The sequence below is a fragment of the Salipiger abyssi genome (genome assembly GCF_001975705.1).
Taxonomy (GTDB): domain Bacteria; phylum Pseudomonadota; class Alphaproteobacteria; order Rhodobacterales; family Rhodobacteraceae; genus Salipiger; species Salipiger abyssi.
On record NZ_CP015093.1, the window covers coordinates 2,313,213 to 2,330,508 of the forward strand.

Genomic DNA, 17,296 nt, shown 5'->3' on the forward strand with positions numbered 1-17,296 from the left:
CGGAAGGTAGCGTGGGCACTCCTGCCCACCGCACCGGCCTCAGTTCCGCGGGCCGAGAAGGTCGCGCAGCACCTGCTGGATGATATTGTCGCGCTGCTGGCGCTCGCGGTCGGGCTCCTGCTGCGGCTGCTCCTGCACCACCTGCGGCTCGGGGCGCGCGGGCGCCATGGCGGGCAGCGGCGAGATCGGCATGCCCTCCTGCACGCGGATCATCGTCTCGCGCCAGATATCGGCGGGCAGCCCGCCGCCGGTCACGCCCCTGAGCGGCGAGTTGTCGTCATTGCCCATCCAGACGCCGGTGACGTAATCGGCGGTGAAGCCGATGAACCAGCCGTCGCGGCTGTCCTGGCTGGTGCCGGTCTTGCCCGCCGCCGGCCGCCCGTCGGGCAGCTGCGCGCGGCGTCCGGTCCCTTCGGAGATCACCTTTTCCAGCATCCAGGTCAGCTGGCCTGCGGCCTCGGGCTGAATCACCCGCTCGCGGATGCCGCCGCCGGTGCCCATGAGCGGCGTGTCGTCGCCCTTGAGCCGCAGCTCCTTGAGACCGTAGGGCGTCACGGCCGAACCGCCGTTGAGAAAGCCCGCATAGGCGCCCGTCATCTCCAGCAGCGAGGCCTCGGAGGTGCCGAGCGCCATGGCGGGGGTGTCGTTCAGCTCGGACTCGATGCCGAACTCATAGGCCACCTTGTGCACCAGATCGCGGCCCACGCTTTCCGAGATTTTGATCGCCGGAATGTTCAGCGAGTTCTTCAGCGCGTCGGTCAGCGTGACCCGGCCCTTGAAGTTGTTCGAGTAGTTCTTGGGGCACCACTGGCCGGAGCCGGGGATGTTCATGCAGAAGGGCTCGTCCACCACCGTGTCATAGGGGGAATAGCCCAGCTCCAGCGCGGTGGCGTAGATGAAGGGCTTGAAGGACGAGCCTGTCTGGCGCTTGGCCTGGGTGGCGCGGTTGAACACGCCCGACACGCCGGTCTTCTTGCCGCCGACCATGGCGCGCACGGCGCCGTCCGCCGACATCACCACGATGGCGGCCTGCACGACAGAGCCCGGCTTGGTCACCTTCTCGGAATAGACCTTGTTCATCGCGGCCTCGGCGGCGCGCTGAAGCTTGGGGTCGAGCGTGGTCTGGATGACGACATCCTCGGTGGTGCCGCTGGTAAAGAATTCGGGCCCGGTCGACATCACCCAGTCGGCGAAATAGCCGCCCAGCCGGCGCTCGGCCTCTTCGGACAGCGTCGCCGGGTTGGCCTGCGCGGTCTTTTCCTGCTCGGAGGTCAGATAGCCCTGCTCGCGCATCAGCCGCAGCACCGTGGCGGCGCGGGCCTGCGAGCGTTCGACGTCGTTGGTCGGCGCCAGCGAGGAGGGCGCGGTCAGCAGCCCGGCCAGCATGGCCGCCTGCTGCGGGTTCAGCTCGCCCGCGTGCTTGCTGAAATAGCGCTGAGAGGCGGCCTCTGCGCCATAGGCGCCGCCGCCCATATAGGCGCGGTTGAGGTAGATCGAGAGGATCTGGTCCTTGGTGTATTTCGCCTCCATCGCCATGGCGTAGAGCGCTTCCTTGCCCTTGCGTGCGAGCGAGGACTGGCGGCAGTCGGCGACATAGGCGGCCTCGCTTTCCCAGGCGTCGGGGTCGAACTCGGTGCCGAGGCAGAGCAGCTTTGCGGTCTGCTGGGTGATGGTCGAGCCGCCATGGCCCGAGAGCGGACCGCGCCCTTCGGAAAGGTTGATGCGGATGGCGCTGGCGACGCCGCGCGGCGAGACGCCGAAATGCCGGTAGAAGCGCTTGTCCTCGGTGGCGACCACCGCGTTCTTGAGATGCGGGCTGACGCTGTCGGCGGTCACCGCGCCGCCGAACTGGTCGCCGCGCCAGGCGAAAATCTGGCCGTTGCGGTCGATGAGTGTGACCGAGCCGCGCGCACGGCCGTCGAGCAGCGCCTCGAAAGAGGGCAGCGTGGTGTAGAAATAGCCGACACCCAGCGCGACGAGCAGCGCAACCACCGCCGTGACCCGCCAGACCACGCGCCAGATCAGGCCAAAGATCCAGCGGAACACGCCCAGGACAAAGGCCGCAACCGGGTTGCGACGCGGCGCGGCCTTGCGGCGCGGCGCGGCTTTCGCTGCCTTTTTCGGCTTTGTTTTCTTGGGCTTTTGGGCGGTTTTGTTCGGATAACGGCGCTCCGCAACCAACCGGCCCTTGCCCCGGCCTGAATCACTCATTTGGCTCTGCCCGCGTTTTCGTCTTTTGCGACAGAGTAACGGCTTTGGCCCGGGTTGTAGACCGGGAAACGGTCACATTCATGACTTTTTAGTGTGATTAATAATTAGACATATGTTCGAATTTAGATCAATTTTCGCGCATTAATGGGGTGTCGCCCGGCTGTTACAAGGGCCGTTTCTTCCAATGGAATGGCTCGGGCGGCTTCCTGCCCATGCAAAACGCAGGCAGCGGTCTGCCAAACCGAAAGGGACCAAGGTGAAACTGATCATTGCGACGATCAAGCCGTTCAAGCTGGAGGAGGTGCGCGAGGCGCTCACTGGAATCGGCGTGCGCGGCATGATGGTGACGGAAATCAAGGGTTTCGGATCACAGTCTGGACACACGGAAATCTATCGCGGCGCCGAATACGCGGTGAATTTCGTGCCGAAGATCAAACTGGAGATCGTGGTGGCCTCGTCCATGGCCGACCAGGTGGTCGAGACGATCACCAAGACCGCGCAGACCGGCAAGATCGGTGACGGCAAGATCTTTGTGCTGGACGTGCAGCAGGCCGTGCGGGTGCGCACCGGCGAAACCGACGCGGACGCGATCTGATCGCATTCAGACGCAAGTTTACAAGGGACAAACGGATCATGAAACTTCTCAAGACTCTCGCCCCGGCTGCCGCGCTGATTGCGCTGCCGACCCTGGGCCTGGCCCAGGATGACGGCCCCGCGCCGGGCGTGAACGCGTCGACCGATACGGTCTTCATCTTCAACTCGCTGCTGTTCCTGATCGGCGGCTTCCTGGTGATGTGGATGGCCGCGGGCTTTGCGATGCTCGAAGCCGGTCTCGTCCGCTCCAAGAACGTTGCCATGCAGTGCATGAAAAACGTCGTGCTGTTCTCGCTCGCGGCGATCTTCTACTACCTGATCGGCTACAACCTGATGTACCCGCTGGGCACCTGGTCGGTCGACGGTGTCATCTCCGGCGTCTGGGGCCCCGGCGTTCTCGAAGCGGTTGGCGTGACCGCCGATGCCGCCGACGATTACGGCTATGCCTCGACCGGGTCCGACTTCTTCTTCCAGCTGATGTTCTGCGCCACCACCGCCTCGATCGTCTCGGGCACCCTGGCCGAGCGTATCAAGCTGTGGCCGTTCCTGGTGTTCGTCGTCATCCTGACCTCGATCATCTACCCGCTGCAAGCCTCCTGGAAATGGGGCGGCGGTTTCCTCGACGAAGCTGGCTTCCTCGATTTCGCTGGTTCGACCGTCGTGCACTCGGTGGGTGGCTGGGCCGCTCTGACCGGCGCCATCATCCTCGGACCGCGTCTCGGACGCTATGTCGACGGCCGCGTGGTTCCCTTCCCGGGCTCCAACCTGACCCTCGCTACCCTCGGGACGTTCATCCTTTGGCTGGGCTGGTTCGGCTTCAACGGCGGCTCGCAGCTTGCCATGGGCACCGTGGGTGACGTCGCCGACGTGTCGCGGATCTTTGCCAACACCAACACCGCAGCCGCGGGTGGTTCGGTCGCCGCTCTGATCATGACCCAGATCATGTACAAGAAGCCCGACCTCACCATGGTGCTGAACGGCGCGCTGGCCGGCCTCGTGTCGATCACCGCGGAACCGCTGACCCCGACCCTGGGCGCGGCCACCATCATCGGCGCGATCGGCGGCATCATCGTGGTCTTCGCGGTCCCGATGCTCGACAAGCTGAAGATCGACGACGTTGTCGGCGCCATCCCGGTCCACCTGGTCTGCGGCATCTGGGGCACCATCGCCGTGGCCTTCACCAACTCCGACGCCTCCTTCGCGACGCAGCTCTACGGCATCGTTGTGGTCGGCATCTTCACCATCATCGCCTCGGGCGTGGTGTGGTTCGTCCTCAAGCTGGTCATGGGCGGTATCCGTGTCAGCGAAGAGGAAGAGATCACCGGTCTCGACATGGGCGAGCTGGGCATGGAGGCCTATCCGGAATTCTCCAAAGGCTGATCTCCTCCTTCCTGTCAGCCTTTTGTGACCAACTGCCCGGGCGTTCGCGCCCGGGTTTTTTTGTGCGGTAAGCCGCGGATGCAGGAAGACGCGCGCGGGGCGCGGCCTCGGTCTTTGCGATCCGGAAACGGTGGGCGACGAGCGCCGGGAGGGCTCAGCCCCGGTGCTTCACCCGCTCATAGCGCTGTTTGGCGATGTCTTCGTCATGCTCGGCCTTGCGGTCGGCGGCCAGCGCCCGCTCGACATAGCTCAGATGCGCCTCTACGGCGGCGCGGGCGGCGGCGGCATCGCGGGCCTGAAGCGCCAGATTGATCGCGCGGTGCTGGTCGAGCAGCGCCTCGCGCGTGGTGCGCTGGCGGAACATCACCGAGCGGTTGTAGAACACCCCCTCGCGCAGAAGCTGATACATCGAGCGCATCATGTGCAGCATGATCACATTATGGCTGGCCTCGATGATCGCCAGGTGAAACTCCGCATCGAGCCGCGCCTCGTCCGCCGGGTTGCGCTTGCCATGCGCCGCTTCCATCTGCGCGAAGAGCGTATCTATCACCCTGAGGTCGGTATCCGTGCCATGCAGGGCGGCGCGTTCGGCAGCCATGCCCTCCATGTCGCGGCGAAAGCTGAGATAGTCGAAGACTGCCTCGTCATGGCGGGCAAAAAGCTGCACCAGCGTATCTGAAAAGGCAGAACCCAGCGCCTCGGTGACAAAGATCCCCGCGCCGGCGCGCGAGGTGAGCAACCCGCGTGCCTGAAGATCGGCCACCGCCTCGCGCAGCGAGGGGCGCGAGACGCCGAGCCGCTCGGCCAGCTCGCGCTCTGCCGGCAGCCGCTCGCCCGGGCGCAGGATGCCGCGCAGGATCAGCTCCTCGATCTGGCGCACCACGGCCGAGGCGAGTTTCTCCGATTGCACGGGACGGAAGGGCATGAGGCGCCTCTAGCTCTGCGAAATTGGTCAGATCATATGACCGCACGGGAGGCGGGACAAGTAGGGTGGGCAATCCTGCCCACCGCTCGCCCAGCTTCCCGCGACGCCTACCACCGCCGCAGCGCCGCCTCGTCCTCGTCCTTGGCCGCGACCCAGGACTGCGCCCCGCCGGCGCTTTCCTTCTTCCAGAAGGGGGCGCGGGACTTCAGGTAATCCATCAGGTATTCCGCCGCCTCGAACGCATCCTTGCGGTGTGGCGAGGCGGTCGCCACCATCATGATGCGCTCGCCCGGCGCCAGTTTGCCATGGCGGTGGATCACCAGCACCTCGCCCAGAGACCAGCGCGCCTGCGCCTCTGCGGCGATCTTGGCCAGCGCCTTTTCGGTCATGCCGGGGTAATGCTCGATCTCCATGCCGTCGAGCCCGCCGCTGACGTCGCGCACCACGCCGGTGAAGGTCACCACCGCGCCCATGTCGTTGCGGCCAGCGGCGAATGCGTCGGCTTCGGCGCCGAAATCGAACGGCGCCTCCTGCACCACGATGCGAATGCCGGCCTCCTCGCTCATGGCTCAGCCCCCGGTCATCGGCGGAAAGAACGCCACTTCGCGGGCACCGGCCAGCGGTGCGTCGAAATCGGTCAGCTCCTGGTCGACCGCGACGCGCAGCGCCGAGAGGTCGGAAAACGCCATGGCGTAGCGCTCTTCGCGGGCGCGCAGCTCGTCGACCAGCGCCGCGACGGTCTCGGCCCCGGTGTCGAGCCTTTCCTTCGGCAGCCCGATCCGCTCGCGGACCCAGGCGAAATACAGAACGTCGATCATCGCTCCTCCCGGAGATGCGGCAGGGCCTTCACGAAATAGTCCCAGCCGGTGATCAGGGTCAGCGTCGCCGCCACCCAGAGCAGCGTCAGCCCGATATGCCCGGCCCAGGTCATGCCCTGCTCCTTCCAGATCAGGCCATGAATATCCGCAGCCTCGCGGTTCAGGATCGCGCTCACCCGCTGCGGGTCGAGGTCGATGACGCTGACCGCAAGATAATGCTCGAAGACGCCCTGTGCAAACAGCACCGCGATGGCGACCATCTGAAAGGTGGTCTTCCACTTTGCCAGCTTGGTGACCTTCAGCGTGCCCGCCACGTCGCCGAGATACTCGCGCAGCCCGCTGACAAAGACCTCGCGGAAAAGGATGAAGGTCGCCGGCAGCACCAGCCAGGGCGACATCGAGGAATAGCCCACGATCACCATCAGCGCGATCACCACCATCGCCTTGTCGGCGATCGGATCGAGCATCGCGCCGAGCTTCGATTCCAGCGACCAGGCGCGCGCGATATAGCCGTCGAACCAGTCGGTCACGGCGGCGCCGATGAACAGCAGCAGCGCGAACCAGTCGGCGAGCGGCCGGGAGAAATACAGGAACATCACCGCCACGCCGGGAGCGGCAAGCAGGCGGAGCGCGGTGAGTGTGTTTGGAAGGGTCCAGCGCATGGGGGGATTGGTAACGCTCTTTTCCGGGGGAGGGAAGAGAGCCTGAACGCGACGGCTTAACGCGCCTGCCGTTCCAGCCGCTCGACAAACAGCGCGCGGGCGGCGGGCAGGGGGCGGTCGCGCAGCTCATGCGCAAGCTTGTGTTCGAGGAAATAGCCGGTGGTGGAGAGCGCCGTGACGATCTCGGCATCCGGCGCGTTGCCCTCGCCGCGCAGCACCGGCGGCAGCGGCAGCAGCCGCGCCGCCCAGTCGCCCGCGCCGATGGCCGAAACCGCCCGCCCGCTGCGCGGCGAGACGTAATCCAGCGGCTCGTTGATCCCGGTGACCGCGCAGGCGGAGAGATCGAGCCCGAATCCCATCTCCTCCAGCAGCGCCATTTCCCAGCGCAGATAGGCCAGTGGCCAGAGTTCGCGCTCGCCCAGTAGGTCGAGGAGCTGCTCGGAACGGGCATAGAGCGCCGGATGCGCCTCGCGCTCGGGCAGGCAGAAGGCCAGCAGCGCCACCACCGCGTTGAGCCCGGCGAGCGACAGCCGGTCGCTCATCGCGGTTGCCGCGCGCGAGCGCTGCGGCTCGACCGTATAGGCGCCCATGTGATCTTCGAGCCGCGCCCGCCAGGTCACGTCGAGCTGCGCGCCCGGTTGCAGCGAGGGCGCGACCTTGCGCGAGGCGCCGCCGCGCAGCACGCCCATATGCCGCCCGTGCCCGGCGGTGAAAACCTCCAGGATGGCCGAGCTTTCGCCATGCCTGCGAGCGGAAAGAAGAATGCCGGTGTCGCGCCAGTCCATGCGCGGACTATCGGACGGCTTGCCGCCGACGGCAAGCTGCGACAGGGTATCGCCGATGACCACCCGGACCCGCCTCTTCGCCCTTGTGATCGCGCTGCTGACCCTGGCGGCGCTGGCGGTGCAATTCACGGCCACCGCGCAGGCCAATCCACACTACACCCCGCCCGAGACGCTGTGGCGGCTGCTGCGCTATTTCACCATCCTCACCAATGCGCTGGTCGCCGGCACCTTCCTGTGGATGGCGGCGCGGGGCCGGATGGCCGGCGCCGCATGGCTCGGCGGTCTGGCGCTGTGGATCGGCATTGTGGGCGTGGTCTATCACCTGCTGCTGGCCAAACCGCTCACCGGGCTCGACGCACTGGCCGATCTCGGGTTGCACATGGTGACACCGGTGCTGACCGTGCTGTTCTGGATCTTTGCGGCTCCCAAGCACGGGCTGCGCCTCGGCACTGCGCTGGCCTGGATGCTTTGGCCGCTGGCCTATGTCGGTTACGCGCTGCTGCGCGGCCAGATCGAAGGCATCTACCCCTATTTCTTTGTCGATCCGACTGCGGTCGGCTGGCCCGGCGTGCTGCGCTGGTCGGGTCTGCTTTGTGCGGGGTTCGTCTCGGCAGGTGCTGTGCAGGTCGGGATTGCGCGGCTGCTGCGTTAGGGGGCGTGTCTGCCGCGCGGCGGAAAAAGGCCCGATTTGCATCTGTTGTCTCGCGCAAGCTTGCGGCATGGTCTCGGCGGAACGAACGGACTGAAGCAGGAGGTGCCCCGTGGCTGTCAAACCGGATATCGAGATCGCCCGCGAAGCCAGCAAACGGCCCATTCAGGAGATCGGCGCCAAGCTGGATATCGGCCCGGACCACCTGCTGCCCTATGGTCACGACAAGGCGAAGGTCGACCAGCGCTTTATCTCCGGCCTCTCCGACCGCCCGAATGGCCGGCTGATCCTGGTGACCGCGATCAACCCGACCCCGGCGGGCGAAGGCAAGACGACCACCACGGTCGGGCTCGGCGACGGGCTGTCGCGCATCGGCAAGAAGGCGGCGATCTGCATCCGCGAGGCCTCGCTCGGCCCGAATTTCGGCATGAAGGGCGGGGCCGCGGGTGGCGGCCATGCGCAGATCGTGCCGATGGAAGAGATGAACCTGCATTTCACCGGCGATTTCCACGCCATCACCAGCGCCCACAACCTGCTGGCGGCGATGATCGACAACCATATCTACTGGGGCAACGAGCAGGAGATCGACCTGCGCCGCGTGGTCTGGCGCCGGGTGCTCGACATGAACGACCGCGCCCTGCGCGATACCGTGACCTCGCTGGGCGGGGTCAGCAACGGCTTCCCGCGCGAGACCGGTTTCGACATCACCGTCGCCTCCGAGGTCATGGCGATCCTCTGCCTGGCCGAGGATCTGGCCGATCTGGAGCGCCGGCTGGGCGACATGATCGTCGCCTACAGGCGGGATCACTCGCCGGTCTTTGCCCGCGACATCGGCGCCGACGGGGCGATGACGGTGCTGCTCAAGGACGCGATGATGCCCAACCTCGTGCAGACGCTGGAGCATACGCCGGCCTTTGTGCATGGCGGGCCCTTCGCCAATATCGCCCATGGCTGCAACTCGGTCATCGCCACCAAGACGGCGCTGAAACTGGCCGATTACGTGGTGACCGAGGCAGGCTTCGGCGCCGATCTGGGGGCGGAGAAGTTCTTTGACATCAAGTGCCGCAAGGCCGGGCTTTCGCCCGATTGCGTGGTGCTGGTGGCAACGGTGCGGGCGCTCAAGATGAACGGCGGTGTCGGCAAGGACGATCTCGGCGCCGAGAATGTTGAGGCGGTCACCAGGGGCTGCGCCAATCTCGGGCGCCATATCCACAACCTCAAGGGCTTTGGCGTGCCGGTGGTGGTGGCGATCAACCATTTCACCGGCGATACCGAGGCCGAGATCGCGGCGGTGCAGGACTATGTGGCGGGGCAGGGCGCCGAGGCGCATCTCTGCACCCACTGGGCCAAGGGCTCGGCGGGCACCGAGGCGCTGGCCACCCGCGTCGCCGAGATCGCCGATGGCGGTGCCGCGCAGTTCGCGCCGCTCTATCCCGACGAGATGCCGCTCTGGCAGAAGATCGAGACCGTCGCCGAGCGGATCTATCACGCCCATGAGGCGACCGCCGACACCCGCATCCGCGAGCAGCTACACCAGTGGGAGGCGCAGGGCTATGGTCACCTGCCGGTCTGCATGGCCAAGACGCAATATTCCTTTTCCACCGATCCCAATCTGCGCGGCGCGCCCGAGGGCCATGTGGTGCCGGTGCGCGAGGTCCGGCTCTCGGCCGGGGCGGGATTCGTCGTGGCGATCTGCGGCGAGATCATGACCATGCCGGGCCTGCCCCGGCATCCCGCCGCCGAAAAGATCCGCCTCAATGCGGCGGGCGATATCGAGGGTCTGTTCTGATCGGTGCCACCGAAACGCTCATCGGAACGCATTTCCACGCTGCAAGGTCGCAAACGGCGCTCTCGGGGCGTTGAACATTGATACACCGGCGGGCATGAGAGCCTGAGCGGTCAGGTAAGGAGACACAGAATGCGCAACCCTGCGGATCTGGGTGACATGGCGGCGCTGCGCGCCGAAATCGACGCGACCGACAAGGCTCTGAGTGCGCTTCTGGGGCACCGCGCGCGGCTGATCTCGCGGGCGGCAGAGCTCAAGGCGGAGAACGGCTGGCCGGCGCGCATCGCCGACCGGGTGGACGAGGTGATCGCCAATGCGATGGCCCATGCCGAGGCCGAAGGCTACGACCCGGCGCTGGCGGAATCGCTCTGGCGGGAGCTGGTGGAATGGTCGATCCGGCGCGAAGAGACCGCGCTCGGGCGGGAATGAAGGAGAGGTCCATGACGGCCACGATCATCGACGGCAAGGCCTTCGCGGCCAATGTGCGGGAAAAGGTGGCGTCCCATGTGGCGCGGCTGAAGGAAGAGAACGGCATCACGCCGGGTCTTGCGGTGGTGCTGGTGGGCGAGGACCCCGCGAGCCAGGTCTATGTCCGCAACAAGGGCAAGCAGACCGTGGAATGCGGCATGCAGAGCTTTGAGCACAAGCTGCCGGCCGACACCCCCGAGGCCGACCTACTGGCGCTTGTCGCGCAGCTCAATGCCGATCCTGCGGTGCATGGCATCCTGGTGCAGCTGCCGCTGCCCGATCACATGAACGCGGATGCGGTGATCAATGCCATCGACCCGGCCAAGGATGTGGACGGGTTCCACATCTCCAATGTGGGCCTGCTGGGGACGGGGCAGAAGAGCATGGTGCCCTGCACTCCGCTCGGCTGTCTGATGATGCTGCGCGATGTGCATGGCTCGCTTTCCGGCATGAACGCGGTGGTGATCGGGCGCAGCAACATCGTCGGCAAGCCGATGGCGCAGCTCCTGCTGGGCGAAAGCTGCACGGTGACCATCGCGCATTCGCGGACGAAGGATCTCGCCGATGTGGTGCGCCGCGCCGATATCGTGGTGGCGGCGGTGGGCCGTCCGCAGATGGTGCCGGGCGACTGGATCAAGCCGGGCGCCACGGTGATCGACGTGGGCATCAACCGCATCGACGCGCCCGAGAAGGGCGAAGGCAAGACCCGTCTGGTGGGCGATTGCGACTACGACAGCTGCGCCGAGGTGGCCGGCGCGATCACCCCGGTGCCGGGTGGGGTGGGGCCGATGACCATCGCCTGCCTGCTGGCCAATACGGTCACCGCCTGCTGCCGCGCCAACGGTCTCGCCGAGCCCGAAGGTCTCACCGCCTGAGCACAGCGGTGGGCAGGATTGCCCACCCTACCGCCCCTTGTTGGCACAGGCATTATACGGGAACGGTGGTGCCGGTGAGCAGGGCGGCATGGGTCTCCCTGCCGTCCTTCACCGCGTAGACATCGGCGCTGACGATCACCAGCCGCCGCCCCGGCTTGATCACCCGCCCGCGGGCGATCAGCGTCTCTCCCACGGCGGGCGCCAGCAGGTGTACCTTCATCTCCGAGGTCACGACCTCCTTGTCCTCCGGCATCACCGAGAGCGCCGCATATCCCGCCGCGCTGTCGCCGATGGCAAAGGCCAGCGCCGCATGGGCATAGCCCAGCTGCTGTTGCAGATCGGGGCGGATCGCCGCCTCGATGCTGACGGCGCCGGGCGCGACCGAGACCAGCCGCGCGCCCAGCGTCATCATCATGTTCTGACGGGCGAAACTGGCCCTTATCCGTGTGTCGAGATCCATGACACGCACTCGATCACGGGCGCGTGGCGCTGGCAAGCCTCAGCCGCGCGGCATCGGGATCGCAACCGGCTGCGGCCCGGTCAGGATCGCCCGCGCCTCCGGCGCCATCAGCGCCCTCAGCGCCGCGTGATCGCTGCGCAGCCCGCCGGTATAGGCGCCATAGGCGGGCAGGATCAGCCGCGCGTGATCGACCAGGAAACAGGGCCGTGACAGGCTGCGCCCGCGCAGCCGCAGCCGCGCCTTGGGATGGTAATGCCCCGAGACCTCGCCCTCTGCCCCCGGCACCGCGATATGGCGGAACACCAGCGCTCCGAGCACCATCTCGGCGCGATGCGTGCCGCCCAGATCCACCGGGCCGGGATCGTGATTGCCCTCGATCCAGACCCAGTCGCGCCCCGCCATCAGCCGCGCGATCCACAGCCGCTCCTCCTCGGGCAGCGCCTCGGCGATGCCCTCCGCGTCGAAACTGTCGCCGAGGCAGATCACCCGGCGCGCGCCCGTCGCCACCAGATCCGCCTCCAGCCGCAGCAGCGTCTCGCGCGTCTCATAGGGCGGCAGCGCCGCGCCGCCCACCGCCGAAAGCCGCGCCGATTTGCCGAAATGCAGATCCGACACCACCAGCAACGCCTGCTCTGGCCAGTAAAGCCCGCCAGACCCCAGCGCCACCAGCTCTGCCCGCCGAAATCCGAATGCCAGCCCCGTCATCTGCTCCGACCCGGCTCTTTCATCTTTCCGATAAATACTCACGTCGCTCCACCCGCCAAAGGGCACAGCGCCGGGCAAATATCACACCGCTCAGCCATGCCCCGCCCCGATCTGCGCCAGCCCCGATTCGTCCAGAAGCGCCGTGATCTCCTCCTGTATCAGCCGCTCATCCGCCGAGCCCGCGATGGGCACCCGCCCGGGCTCCAGGAACAGCGGCGCCGAGAGCGGCGAGACGCGCTCCAGCCGGACGAGGTCGATCCGCTCGCCCACCCGCTGGCACATCTCGCGGATGCGGGCGAAATCCACCAGCCCGCGCATCGCCTCTTCGCGGGTGATCCGCAAGAGCAGATGGCGTGGGTCGTATTTCACCAGCGTGTCGTAAAGGATATCCGACGACATGGTGGCCTGCCGACCGCTCTTGCGCTGCCCGGCGGTGTTGCGCTCGATCAGCCCGGCGATGGTGGCCGAGGCGCGGAAGGTGCGCTTCATCACCGCGTTGCCCGCCAGCCAGGTCTCCAGCCCCGCCTCCAGCCGCTCCAGATCGAAGAGCGGCGCCGGGTCGGTCACCGCGTCGAGCCCCCAGATCAGCACGGCGTAATCGGAGGAGACAAAGCCCATCGGCGCCAGCCCCTCCTCCTCCATGCGCTTGGTCAGCAAGAGCCCCAGCGTCTGCATCGCGTTGCGCCCGGCAAAACCGTAGACCACGAGCTGCTCGCGCCCGTCATGCGGAAAGCTTTCGATCAGCAGCCGCCCGGGCTCGGGCAGGCGCGAGACCTCGCGCTGGAGCCGCAGCCAATCGGCGGTATGCGGCGGCAGCTCCGGCCAGGTCTGCTGCTGGAACATCTCGACGATGCGCGCGGAAAGCTGGGTGGAGGTGGAGAATTTGGAGCCCATGAAGGTAGCGATCTTTGGCTTGCGGGCGGCGTCGCGGGTGACCTCGACCACCAGCTCACGCAGCCCCTCATAGCGCACGATCTGCCCGCCGATCAGGAAGGTGTCGCCTCTGGTGAGCGAGGCGGCAAAACCCTCCTCGATCTCGCCCAGCGGGGCGCCGCCGCGGCCGCGCCATTTCACCTTGAGCGTATCGGTGTCCTGGATCGTGCCGAGATTCTGCCGGATGCGCGTCGCCGAGCGCGGGTCGCGCAGCTGCCAGAGCCCGTCCGGGCGCTGCAAGAGGCGTTGCCAGCGGTCATAGGCGCGCAGCGCATAACCCCCGGTGGCGCAGAAATCGAGACAGGCGTCGAACTCCTCCCGCGTCAGATCGGCATAGGCGCCCGCCGTGATCATCTCGGCATAAAGCGCGTCCGCCTCGAACGGCCCGGCGCAGGCGGCAATGAGAATATGCTGGCAGAGCACGTCGCGCGGCCCGCGCCCGCGCGTTTCGCCATCGAGATCGCGGTCGCGCACCGCCTCCAATGCGGCACGGCATTCCACCACCTCAAAGCGGTTGGCGGGCACCAGCAGCGCCTTTGACGGTGCGTTGTAGCGGTGATTGGCCCGCCCGATCCGCTGCACCAGCCGCTTGACGTTTTTCGGCGCGCCGATCTGGATCACCAGATCCACGTCGCCCCAGTTGATGCCCAGATCCAGCGAGCCGGTGCAGACGATCGCACGCAGATCGCCGCGCACCATCGCCGCCTCGACCTTTTCGCGCTGGCCGCGATCCAGCGAGCCGTGATGGATGCCGATGGGCAGCGCGTCCTCGTTGGCGAGCCAGAGCTTGTGGAAAAAGATCTCGGCCTGGGCGCGGGTGTTGTGAAAGATGAGCGTGGTTCTGTGGCGCTTGACCTCTTCCAGCACGGCGGGAATGGCATAGGCCGCGCCGCCGCCGGACCAGGGCGGCGCCTCTTCGGTGACCAGCATGGAGATATCGGGCTCCGGCCCCGGATCGGCCTGAAGGATCTCGCAAGGATCGGGGTGGCGCGCCAGCAGCGTGGCGATGGCCTGCGGATCCTCGACCGTGGCCGAAAGCCCCACCCGTCGCAGCCCGGGGCACATGGATTGCAGCCGCGCCAGCGCCAGCATGAGCTGGTCGCCGCGCTTGCTTTCGGCCAGCGCGTGGATCTCGTCGACCACCACCCGTTGCAGCCCGGCAAACATGCGCGGCGCGTCTTCGTAGGAGGTGAGCAGCGCCAGCGATTCCGGCGTGGTCAGCAGGATCTGCGGCGGGTCGGCACGCTGGCGCTTCTTGCGGCTCGACGGCGTGTCGCCGGTGCGGTCCTCGACCCGGATCGGCAGCCCGGCCTCCTCGATGGGGATCAGCAGGTTGCGCCGGATATCGGCGGCCAGCGCCTTCAGCGGCGAGATATAGAGTGTGTGCAGCCCGTCGCGCGGCGCCTCCGCGAGCTCCGTCAGCGTCGGCAGGAACCCCGCCAGCGTCTTGCCGCCGCCGGTGGGCGCGATGAGCAGCAGGCAGGGGGCATCGGCGCGGTCCAGCATGTCGCGCTGATGCGGGTGGATCTGCCAGCCGCGCCGGTCGAACCAGCCCTGAAGGGAAGCGGGAAGCTCTGTCATGCCCCGATAGATAGGACGGCGGGAACAAAAGCGAAACATGCTTCTTTGCTATCTCGCCTGGTGAAGTCGGGAATCCCGGACTGCCGCGATCCGGGCGCGCGGCTATGATGAAGCTCTGACATTTCAGACCTCATTTTTCTAGGAGACCATTATGACCATCACGTCGATAGAGCAGTTTTTGCAGGGGCGGCAACTGTCCGCCATTGGCCCCGAAGACAGCGTCGAGGCCGCGTGCAGCCTCATGGCGCGGCGCAATATCGGCGCGCTCGCCGTTCTGCGCGACGGCAGGCTTGTCGGTATCGTCAGCGAACGGGATGTGCTGCGCCGCTGCGTGTCGGCCCGGCGCCCGGTGTCCGAGACGCGGGTGGAAGAGATCATGACGACCGATCCCGTCACCGTGCGGCGTCGCGACAGTCTGGCCGAGGCGCAGACGCGCATGAGTGAGGGCGGCTTTCGTCACCTGCCCGTGGTCACCGCCGAGGGTGTGCCCGTGGGCATGGTTTCGATGCGTGATATCCCGACGGAGTACCGGCTGATGGTGGAGCGCTTCCGCGACAGCCGCCGCAGCGTGCTGGTGGGCTGACGCAGCTCAGAGGCGGGAAAGCAGTTCCTGCTTTTTCGCCTCGAATTCCGCATCGGTGAGAATGCCGCCCTCGCGAAGATCGGCGAGTTTGCGGATCAGCGCGATGATCGCGTCGGAATCCGTTTCCGTCGTCTTTGCCTGCGGCGCTGCGGGCTCCGGCTCCTTTGCATGGGGCTCTGCGGCGGGCGGTTCGGGCGCGGCCACGGGCTGCGGCTCCGGATCGGCTGGGGCGGGGGCAGGTGCCGCCGGCGCGGCCTGCTGCGGCGCGGGCGTTTCGGGTGCGGGCTCTGCCGCACCCAGATCGACCTTCGGCAGATCGGCGAGCCGGACCAGCCCGTACTGGCTGACGAAGGTCAGGGACTGATCGCCGCTTTGCTGCTGCGACACGCCAGAGATCCGGTGATCGCCGGTGTCGAAGATCTCCATCCGACCGGCGATGTCTATGGCCAGCCGGTGGGTTTCGGGAAAGAAGGCGTAGCGCAGATTGTTCTGCGCGCCGGTGGAGGAGGGCATGCCCAGCTCTGCGGGCCAGGCGGAGGCCCCGGCGCCGCCGGGCAGGAACAGGCTGCTGTCGCCGCCGCTCGATTGCGACTGGCTCTGCATCCCCGTGGCCGCAGGCCTGTGGATCAGCGGCGGGTGGTTGGCCAGCACGCCCGCGAGTTCCGAGCACAACGCATCGACTCGTGCCTTCAGCGCATTGTCGAACATATTGCCGACCATGGTCATGCCGCCCTGCGACCACTGCCCCATGCCGCCGAGATCCGGGTGATCGAACTGCGCCTGCGTGCCGTTCCCGGCGACCAGCGCAAAGAGCAGGGTCTCCACCGCGCCGGTCGACACGCCGTGGCGCGCGGCGATCTCGGAAACGAGCTTGGTGCCTTCGGGGGTGAGGCCGGGCATGGGACTGGTCCAATCGACAAGGGATATATGCCGGGCTTACCATCTATGCGCCCAGGCGACCATAGCGTTCTGCGGCGCGGTCGATGAGAGAGGCTATGCCTCGCGGTCCCGTCGCGCCCGGCGCCTTATTCGAAAGCGATCTCGGTCACCTCGCCCTGCCAGAACGGAAAGGTTTCGCCGCCCGCCGCGCGCGCGGTGATGAAACCGTGCGGGATCATCATCCCCTGAACCTCCCGATAGTCGCCGCGCCAGGAATATTCGCCGGACCCGTGATAGGGCGTGTTCAGATCCCCGTCCTCTTCGGCCAGGAAGCTCTCCAGGCTGCCATCCTCGCGGAATTGCGCGACCATCGAGGCTTCGAGCCCGAAACCCGATACCGTGGCGCGGGCGTGGTGCGCGTCGACGGGTTCCCAGCTGACCGGGCCGCCGGGCAGCAGCGCCATGGGGAAGAGCGGGCTTTCCAGCAGCCAGCGACGCAGCGAGATACGGTTCAGCACCTCGCTTTCGCGCTCGTCCACCACGGTGAGGGTGGAGGCGATCTTTGCCCGCATCACCATCTTGCCTTCGGCGAAGTAATCATAGGGCCGGGCCCAGAGCACTTTCATCATCGGCGTGGTGGCATCGAACATCAGCGCGGGTGTCGCCACGGCGATGTTCTGCGAGGCGCGGGTCGGCTCGAACGCCTCCATCAGCGGGCGCCGGAAGTCGCCGCGCTCGGCCATATGAACGAAGCTGTGGGGCGAGGACAGTTCGGGCACGGCAAAGCGCAGATAGCGCTGAACCGGCGCCGGCAGGTCGGCGAAGGCGTCGGCCTTGACCGCAACGGGGCCGTAATCTTTGGCGATCTGGCGGACCGAGGCGACACGACCGGCGATCTCGCGCTCGGTGAGCAGGGTCGAGATGCCGATCCAGATGGCGAGGCCGAGCACGGGCAGGGCGATGAGGGCGGCGGCAATGGTCAGGGGACGGCGGGTCATGACG

General features: G+C 66.9%; 18 protein-coding genes. 7 read left to right on the forward strand and 11 right to left on the reverse strand.

Annotation, left to right across the window (positions count from 1 at the left end):
• Positions 1-39: 39 nt before the first annotated feature.
• Positions 40-2,211: a transglycosylase domain-containing protein gene (locus Ga0080574_RS14735; RefSeq protein WP_083716862.1), complete on the reverse strand. Its 2,172-nt coding sequence runs from the start codon at positions 2,209-2,211 to the stop codon at positions 40-42.
• A gap of 256 nt (positions 2,212-2,467) precedes the next feature.
• Here Ga0080574_RS14735 and Ga0080574_RS14740 point away from each other — a divergent pair, with 256 nt between their 5' ends.
• Both Ga0080574_RS14740 and Ga0080574_RS14745 read left to right on the forward strand, forming a co-directional pair.
• The gene (locus Ga0080574_RS14740; RefSeq protein WP_076706002.1) at positions 2,468-2,806 is read left to right on the forward strand and encodes a P-II family nitrogen regulator; all 339 of its coding nucleotides are present in this window, start codon (positions 2,468-2,470) and stop codon (positions 2,804-2,806) included.
• 38 nt (positions 2,807-2,844) lie between these two features.
• Complete coding sequence (locus Ga0080574_RS14745; RefSeq protein ID WP_076700885.1) at positions 2,845-4,185, forward strand: ammonium transporter AmtB; 1,341 nt, start codon at positions 2,845-2,847, stop codon at positions 4,183-4,185.
• Positions 4,186-4,339: 154 nt separating this feature from the next.
• On the opposite strand, the gene Ga0080574_RS14750 is transcribed toward Ga0080574_RS14745, so the two are convergent.
• From Ga0080574_RS14750 to recO, 5 genes are all read right to left on the reverse strand, one after another.
• Positions 4,340-5,110: an FCD domain-containing protein gene (locus tag Ga0080574_RS14750; RefSeq protein WP_076700889.1), complete on the reverse strand. Its 771-nt coding sequence runs from the start codon at positions 5,108-5,110 to the stop codon at positions 4,340-4,342.
• 107 nt (positions 5,111-5,217) lie between these two features.
• Positions 5,218-5,676: a molybdenum cofactor biosynthesis protein MoaE gene (locus Ga0080574_RS14755; protein WP_076700894.1), complete on the reverse strand. Its 459-nt coding sequence runs from the start codon at positions 5,674-5,676 to the stop codon at positions 5,218-5,220.
• Between the two features lie 3 nt (positions 5,677-5,679).
• The gene (moaD, locus tag Ga0080574_RS14760) at positions 5,680-5,928 is read right to left on the reverse strand and encodes a molybdopterin converting factor subunit 1 (RefSeq protein ID WP_076700899.1); all 249 of its coding nucleotides are present in this window, start codon (positions 5,926-5,928) and stop codon (positions 5,680-5,682) included.
• Complete coding sequence (pgsA, locus tag Ga0080574_RS14765; protein ID WP_076700902.1) at positions 5,925-6,590, reverse strand: CDP-diacylglycerol--glycerol-3-phosphate 3-phosphatidyltransferase; 666 nt, start codon at positions 6,588-6,590, stop codon at positions 5,925-5,927. Before pgsA ends, moaD begins: the two co-directional genes overlap by 4 nt.
• Positions 6,591-6,646: 56 nt before the next feature.
• Positions 6,647-7,375 carry a DNA repair protein RecO gene (recO, locus tag Ga0080574_RS14770; protein ID WP_076706003.1) on the reverse strand — a complete coding sequence of 243 codons (729 nt, stop codon included), beginning with the start codon at positions 7,373-7,375 and terminating at the stop codon, positions 6,647-6,649.
• A 55-nt stretch (positions 7,376-7,430) separates the two neighbouring features.
• Between recO and Ga0080574_RS14775 the strand changes: the two genes are divergently transcribed.
• The 4 genes from Ga0080574_RS14775 (at position 7,431) to folD (ending at position 11,153) form a co-directional block, all read left to right on the forward strand.
• A complete protein-coding gene (locus Ga0080574_RS14775; RefSeq protein ID WP_076700907.1) occupies positions 7,431-8,027 on the forward strand; it encodes a Pr6Pr family membrane protein in 597 nt (198 codons plus the stop codon).
• 109 nt (positions 8,028-8,136) lie between these two features.
• Positions 8,137-9,813: a formate--tetrahydrofolate ligase gene (locus Ga0080574_RS14780; protein ID WP_076700911.1), complete on the forward strand. Its 1,677-nt coding sequence runs from the start codon at positions 8,137-8,139 to the stop codon at positions 9,811-9,813.
• A gap of 129 nt (positions 9,814-9,942) precedes the next feature.
• Positions 9,943-10,239 (forward strand): chorismate mutase, encoded by a 297-nt coding sequence (locus tag Ga0080574_RS14785; RefSeq protein WP_076700916.1) that lies wholly within the window; start codon positions 9,943-9,945, stop codon positions 10,237-10,239.
• 11 nt (positions 10,240-10,250) lie between these two features.
• Complete coding sequence (gene folD / locus Ga0080574_RS14790; protein WP_076700921.1) at positions 10,251-11,153, forward strand: bifunctional methylenetetrahydrofolate dehydrogenase/methenyltetrahydrofolate cyclohydrolase FolD; 903 nt, start codon at positions 10,251-10,253, stop codon at positions 11,151-11,153.
• Positions 11,154-11,205: 52 nt separating this feature from the next.
• Here the strand turns inward: folD and Ga0080574_RS14795 are convergent, their stop codons facing one another.
• From Ga0080574_RS14795 to Ga0080574_RS14805, 3 genes are all read right to left on the reverse strand, one after another.
• The gene (locus Ga0080574_RS14795; RefSeq protein ID WP_076700925.1) at positions 11,206-11,613 is read right to left on the reverse strand and encodes a PaaI family thioesterase; all 408 of its coding nucleotides are present in this window, start codon (positions 11,611-11,613) and stop codon (positions 11,206-11,208) included.
• Between the two features lie 39 nt (positions 11,614-11,652).
• Positions 11,653-12,318, reverse strand: a complete 666-nt coding sequence (gene pdeM, locus Ga0080574_RS14800; RefSeq protein ID WP_076700929.1) for a ligase-associated DNA damage response endonuclease PdeM — start codon at positions 12,316-12,318, stop codon at positions 11,653-11,655.
• A gap of 90 nt (positions 12,319-12,408) precedes the next feature.
• Positions 12,409-14,832: a ligase-associated DNA damage response DEXH box helicase gene (locus Ga0080574_RS14805; protein WP_076706004.1), complete on the reverse strand. Its 2,424-nt coding sequence runs from the start codon at positions 14,830-14,832 to the stop codon at positions 12,409-12,411.
• 151 nt (positions 14,833-14,983) lie between these two features.
• Between Ga0080574_RS14805 and Ga0080574_RS14810 the strand changes: the two genes are divergently transcribed.
• On the forward strand, positions 14,984-15,415 hold the full coding sequence (locus tag Ga0080574_RS14810) for a CBS domain-containing protein (RefSeq protein WP_076700933.1): 432 nt from the start codon (positions 14,984-14,986) through the stop codon (positions 15,413-15,415).
• A gap of 6 nt (positions 15,416-15,421) precedes the next feature.
• Here the strand turns inward: Ga0080574_RS14810 and Ga0080574_RS14815 are convergent, their stop codons facing one another.
• Together Ga0080574_RS14815 and Ga0080574_RS14820 are read right to left on the reverse strand one after the other, a co-directional pair.
• Positions 15,422-16,315 (reverse strand): SHOCT domain-containing protein, encoded by an 894-nt coding sequence (locus tag Ga0080574_RS14815; protein ID WP_076700938.1) that lies wholly within the window; start codon positions 16,313-16,315, stop codon positions 15,422-15,424.
• A 125-nt stretch (positions 16,316-16,440) separates the two neighbouring features.
• Complete coding sequence (locus Ga0080574_RS14820) at positions 16,441-17,292, reverse strand: DUF6920 family protein (RefSeq protein ID WP_076700943.1); 852 nt, start codon at positions 17,290-17,292, stop codon at positions 16,441-16,443.
• Positions 17,293-17,296 lie beyond the last annotated feature (4 nt).